Source organism: Halomonas sp. 3D7M (assembly GCF_014897885.1).
Classification (GTDB): domain Bacteria; phylum Pseudomonadota; class Gammaproteobacteria; order Pseudomonadales; family Halomonadaceae; genus Vreelandella.
Window position 1 is genome coordinate 5,041 of sequence record NZ_JABUZF010000205.1, and the last position, 5,839, is coordinate 10,879.

At 50.1% G+C, this 5,839-nt stretch carries 5 protein-coding genes; 4 read left to right on the plus strand and 1 reads right to left on the minus strand.

Annotated elements, in window-relative coordinates; translation table 11 throughout:
* The 4 genes from INT22_RS11340 to metG all read left to right on the plus strand — a co-directional run.
* A partial coding sequence (locus INT22_RS11340) for a recombination-associated protein RdgC (RefSeq protein ID WP_193068247.1) occupies positions 1-769 on the plus strand: 769 nt, incomplete at its 5' end.
* A gap of 58 nt (positions 770-827) precedes the next feature.
* Positions 828-2,009: a 1-acyl-sn-glycerol-3-phosphate acyltransferase gene (locus INT22_RS11345; protein WP_193060193.1), complete on the plus strand. Its 1,182-nt coding sequence runs from the start codon at positions 828-830 to the stop codon at positions 2,007-2,009.
* 199 nt (positions 2,010-2,208) lie between these two features.
* Positions 2,209-2,490: a hypothetical protein gene (locus INT22_RS11350; RefSeq protein ID WP_038484684.1), complete on the plus strand. Its 282-nt coding sequence runs from the start codon at positions 2,209-2,211 to the stop codon at positions 2,488-2,490.
* Between the two features lie 99 nt (positions 2,491-2,589).
* On the plus strand, positions 2,590-4,626 hold the full coding sequence (gene metG / locus INT22_RS11355) for a methionine--tRNA ligase (protein WP_193060192.1): 2,037 nt from the start codon (positions 2,590-2,592) through the stop codon (positions 4,624-4,626).
* Positions 4,627-4,758: 132 nt separating this feature from the next.
* Here metG and INT22_RS11360 read toward each other — a convergent pair whose 3' ends face one another.
* The gene (locus INT22_RS11360) at positions 4,759-5,721 is read right to left on the minus strand and encodes a PstS family phosphate ABC transporter substrate-binding protein (RefSeq protein WP_226912643.1); all 963 of its coding nucleotides are present in this window, start codon (positions 5,719-5,721) and stop codon (positions 4,759-4,761) included.
* Between the last annotated feature and the right edge of the window lie 118 nt (positions 5,722-5,839).

A 5,839-nucleotide genomic window follows, 5' to 3' on the forward strand; every position in this document is an offset into this window, starting at 1 on the left:
GCATGAAATCCAAGGCCACCGACTACTTTCAGCCCTGCGCCAAGAGCGCTTGCTTCCTGCATCTGTAGTAAAAGAGGAAGTGGACGATAAAGTCGCTGATATCGAAGCCAGCGAAGGACGCAAGGTGACGCGCAAAGAAAAAACGGCGCTGAAAGAGCAAGTCACTGAGGAACTAATGCCCCGCGCATTTGTTCGCAGTCAGAAGATCGATTTATGGTGGGATACGCGTCATCAATTAATTGGCGTCAATGCCAGCTCTCGTACACGGGCAGAAGATGTACTGGATCTTCTGCGTGAAACGCTGGGTAGCTTGAAAGTCACGCCACTGACATCACAAACACTGCCTATCCGTGCGATGACGCAATGGCTGGGCGAAGCGGAAAGCCGCCCTGCTGATCTTGTGTTAGGGGATCAGGTTGAGTTAAAAGCCAAAGGCGATGATGGCGTGCTGCGCGCTCGCCAAGTTGATCTAGACAGCGACGAGATCCAGCAACTGCTTGAAAGCGGACGTCAAGCCAGCAAGCTCGCAGTTAGCCTGGAAGGTCGTTTAAGCTTTGTTCTGCATGATGATTTAGCGCTGAAATCATTGCGTTTTGGCGATGCATTAATAGAGGAAGCTGATCACGCAGATGATGGCGATGATGCACTTGCTCGCTTAGAAACTGATTTTATTTTGATGGCGCAGGCACTTTCTGACGATATTCCTCGCCTAATCGAGTGGCTGGGTGGTGAAGCTCAGCGCGAAGCTGCTACGCAGCCAGACGCTTAATTCAGCCGTTAGCCTGCTGATATAAACTGTTTATTTCTGCCTATATCCAACGGATCGCATGACTCATCACAACAACGCACTTAACGCTGACACCGCCAACGACCCCTGGGCTGACATTCGCCCCTATATGGATCATGAAGTGGCCAATGTTCTTGAGCGCCTATCACATGATAGCGAGCTTTTAAATGCATTGACTCAGTTCAGGCTTCCGCGCATGGCCAAGTGGGCGCCTCCCATTGCCCGCGCCTTAGCAGGCCATGCCGTCCGTCGTGAAGTAAAGGGCGTTACATCCGTATATGACTTCCAGATGCGGATCGCCAGCTATATGGAGCGCATGATTCGCACCACCACGGATGCCTTCGAAGTCTCTGGGCTTGATAAGCTAGATAACAACAGCGCTTACCTGTTTATAGGCAACCATCGCGATATATCGCTAGACCCCGCCTTTGTGAACTATGCGCTTTATCTGGCGGGTCGCGATACAGTGCGTATTGCGATCGGAGATAACCTCCTGAAAAAGCCCTACGTCACCGATCTGATGCGGTTAAATAAAAGTTTTATTGTACCGCGCAGCGCCCGAGGCAAGCGTGCGATGCTGGCGGCATATCAGCAGTTATCAGCCTATATCCGTCACTCAATTACTGTTGATCAGCACTCTATTTGGATGGCGCAGCGAGAGGGTCGTGCTAAAAATGGCATTGATCGCACCGATCCCGCCATCATCAAAATGCTGACCATGGCCAGACGCAACGCTGACCGGGATATGGTATTCGGTGATGCCATTGCCGAGTTGAAACTGGTGCCGGTATCGATTAGCTACGAATACGACCCTTGCGACCAACAGAAAGCTCAGGAACTTCACGATATCGCTACCGAAGGAAGCTACGCGAAAAGCGAATTCGAGGACATTCGCTCTATTGTGTCAGGCATCACCGGTCCCAAGGGTCGGGTACAACTGCGCTTTGGTAGCCCGGTAGGCGCTGATATGGCAACGCCGGATGAAGTGGCAGCGGAAATTGACCGCCAAGTGATCGGTGCTTATCGCCTGTTTCCTAGCCATTATTTAGCACTGGAAGCCCTAGGCGAATCACCAGAACTGATCGCCCGCAAAACGATAACGCGTCAAGACAGAGAGCGTTTTAACGCTCGGCTGGCAAGTATACCTGAAGCGTTGCGGCCTTATTGGTTGGAACAATACGCCAACCCTGTCAAACACAAGGCTGGGCGCCTGAGCCTTTAAAGCGCAGGTACTGGAAACATACGTAATGGAAACATACATACTGGAAGCAAACGTACTGGAACAGTGTGCTAGCAAAAGCCAATAGACTGCATCCAATGCTTCCAGGAACCCATGCTCAGCTGTTAAAAAAGTGCTATGGTCAAAGCATTAATTGGTCTCGCTTGAACATCCCTCAAGCGCGGTCTTAAGGAGAACTCCAATGTCCGCATCAGAAATTCAAAAAACACGTATTATTAATGAACTACGCGATTTTATTCGCAAGCTGCTCCAAGACCCAAAAATCTTAGAACAATCCCTAGCGATTGCACGACAGCAGCTAGTCGAAGGCAACAGCCCTGCCGTAATGGCCAAAATTGCCAACGAAATCTCCGACACTACGAGCGTCCATATTCCCGAAGACCCCACTGAGCACTCTGAAGCTGACAAGCTTTTTTTAGAGCTTCTGCGTGAAGTCGTTCAGGAAGAGCAGGCACTCTACTAGTGGACAAATAGCTGTAAGCAGCATGTTGACGTTACCGGCGAAGCGCACCCCTACTTCGCCGTCTTTATTTGCACTGCCTAACCGGAATTATCATTCACCATGTCAAATACTGCCCCGCGCAACATCTTGGTGACAAGCGCGCTTCCTTATGCCAATGGCGCCATTCACTTGGGTCATCTTCTTGAGTACATCCAAACCGACATTTGGGTGCGTTTTCAAAAAAGTCGTGGACAGCAGTGCTACTACGTTTGTGCCGACGACGCCCACGGCACTGCCATTATGCTGCGGGCTGAGCAGGAAGGTATTACGCCCGAAGCCCTGATCGAGCGCGTTTCCCAAGATCATCAGGAAGATTTCGCCCGCTTTGGCGTGGGATTTGATAACTATCATTCCACCCATTCAGAAGAAAACCGCTATTTTAGCGAACTGATCTACACCCGCTTGCGTGATAAAGGCCATATTGCCACCCGCGATATTGAGCAAATGTTTGATCCGCAAAAGGGCCTATTCCTAGCTGACCGTTTTATTAAGGGCACGTGTCCTAAATGTGGTGCCGATGATCAATATGGCGATAACTGTGAAAAGTGCGGTGCCACTTACACGCCTGCTGACTTAATCAATCCTGTCTCCGCTATTTCTGGGGCAACACCAGAAGTACGTAGCTCTACGCATTACTTCTTCAAGCTACCAGACTTTGCTGAATTTCTTCAGCAATGGATTAATGACGGCCATGTACAGCCGCAAATTCGTAACAAGCTGATGGAGTGGTTCGAGTCGGGCTTTAATGAGTGGGACATCTCCCGAGATGCGCCCTACTTTGGCTTTGAAATTCCCGATGCTCCAGGTAAATACTTCTATGTCTGGCTAGATGCCCCCATCGGCTATCTGGCAAGCTTTAAGAACTTATGTGATCGGGAAGGGATCGACTTCGATACCTTTTGGAAGAAGGATTCCGATGCAGAGGTTTACCACTTCATTGGCAAAGATATTGTCTATTTCCACGCCCTGTTTTGGCCTGCCATGTTGCATGGTGCAGACCTTCGTACGCCGACTGCGGTCAACTGTCACGGTTTCTTAACTGTAGACGGTGCCAAGATGTCGAAATCTCGTGGCACTTTCATCAAAGCCGCTACTTACGCTGAACATTTAAATCCAGAGTATTTACGCTACTACTTTGCCGCTAAATTAACGTCCAAAGTGGATGACCTGGATCTTAACCTCGACGACTTTTCTGCACGGGTTAATTCTGATCTGGTAGGAAAAGTTGTCAATATCGCCAGCCGCTGCGCCGGCTTTGTGAAAAAACTGGGCGGCGGTAAACTGGCTGAACACTGCGCCGAACCACAAATGGTCGCGCGCTTTATCGCGGCTGGCGACGAGATTGCTGACGATTTTGAGGCGCGTGAATTTAGCCGGGCCATGCGCAAAATTATGGAATTGGCCGATGAAGCCAATACGTACATCGCCGACAAGGCCCCCTGGGCACTAGCCAAGCAGGAAGGCCGTGACGTCGAAGTGCTGGAAATCTGCTCAGTAGGCATCAACTTGTTCCGCCAATTGATGGTCTACCTTGCGCCTGTGGTGCCAACCATGGCCGAACAAGCACGTGAATTCTTGGCGATTGAATCACTCGACTGGGACAGCCGCAATACCGTACTAGTCAATCACTCAATCAATAAATTCAAGCCGTTAATGACGCGTGTTGAACGGGATAAGATTGACGCTATGATTGAGGCATCCAAGGAGGATTTAGTGGAAGAACAGAAGCTGAAAAACACTCCCAAAGGTCCCCTGGCAGAAGAACCAATTGCGGCAGAAATCAGCTTTGAAGATTTCGCTAAAGTTGATTTACGCATTGCCCGCATTGCTAAGGCACAGTACGTTGAAGGTGCTGACAAGCTGCTCCAGCTTACGCTGGATTTAGGCGGTGAAACACGTAATGTCTTCTCAGGTATTCGTTCGGCCTATTCACCAGAAGCACTTGAGGGCCGCTTGACAATCATGGTGGCTAATTTAGCTCCTCGTAAAATGCGCTTCGGTTTATCAGAAGGCATGGTATTAGCATCTGCTAACAAAGAAGGTATTTACCTCCTTTCCCCCGATGCCGGTGCGGAACCAGGGCAGCGTGTAACTTAACGGCTAATACATTAATAAGTAACTAATAAGGGGCAAGGCCTGCTACAGCCTTAGCCCCTTTTTTTTTGCCCATCTCTTAGCGACAATGAGCTACCCAGAAAACAACTAATATGCGGCTAGCTTGTTACTCCCTCACTGACTTTCAAGCTGGCGAAGCGCGTCAAGGGTGTCGGCATACTCCTGTTCTTCAAGCGGAAGGTAGCCGGTAAAATGAATCCAGTCACGAATGTCTTCGACATAGGCCATCGCGAAACGGTGAAGCTCCGGTTTTTCCTCGACACTTTGTCTATTCAGGTAAAGATAAAGCGGACGAGATAAGGGGGTATATTGACCACGCTTGACGGTTTCCAGCGTCGGAAATACGGGTTGATCACTATTGGCCACCGCAAGAAGTTTCAGCTCATTCCAGTGACGGTGATATCCGCCGATACCAAAAAAACCCAAAGCACCTGGTTCAGCGGCAATTTGCGCAGCTAGAAACTCCTCATCTTCGCTGGCAACGTAGTCCATCCGGCTACTACGGGTCGCGCCTACAATGGCCGTTGTGAAGTAGTCATAAGTTCCCGAGTCCTGTCCTCGACCAAACAGCTCAATGGGCTCATCTGGCCAACTTGCGCGCACATCACGCCATGTCATGACCTCGCCTTCTGACGCCGGAGACCAAAGCCTGTGAAGTTCGTCGACAGTAATATCATTTGCCCAGCGGTTGGATGGATGCACCACGATCGAAATCGCATCCATCGCAATAGGCACTTCCACATACGCTACATCGTTAGATGCGCACACAGCCCGTTCGCTTTCGTCTATTGGCCGCGATGCATTATTAATATCAGTCTCGCCTGCACAAAACTTCTCAAAACCAGCCGTTGTTCCAGTGAACTCGACGGCAATATTGGCATCAGGATTAGCACGCTCGTAACGACGTGCTGCTTCTCGCGTCAATGGATAAACGGTGCTGGAACCGCTGGCAGTTAAATCACCAGAGGCGGCTGCCTGCATTGAGTTGCTATCCTCGCTGTAACCTTGAAGCAAAAGGCCCAACAGCAGGCCTGACGCCATCAAGGAGTAGGAATATCCGCGTGTAGCATTAGTCATTGCCTCCCCCCAGCTCTTTCTTGAGAGCTTGCCAGAAGGTTTTAAGACCACTCACTTTGGTATCTACAGCATCAATATAATGATCAAGCTGGTCGATCAGCTCATGCTGCTCATGCTC

What these genes read in the sequence shown, in the direction of transcription:
- INT22_RS11345 (WP_193060193.1), top strand. Translation starts at nt 828, where the DNA reads ATGACTCATCACAACAACGCACTTAACGCTGACACCGCCAACGACCCC.
- INT22_RS11350 (WP_038484684.1), top strand. Translation starts at nt 2,209, where the DNA reads ATGTCCGCATCAGAAATTCAAAAAACACGTATTATTAATGAACTACGC.
- metG (WP_193060192.1), top strand. Translation starts at nt 2,590, where the DNA reads ATGTCAAATACTGCCCCGCGCAACATCTTGGTGACAAGCGCGCTTCCT.
- INT22_RS11360 (WP_226912643.1), bottom strand. Translation starts at nt 5,721, where the DNA reads ATGACTAATGCTACACGCGGATATTCCTACTCCTTGATGGCGTCAGGC.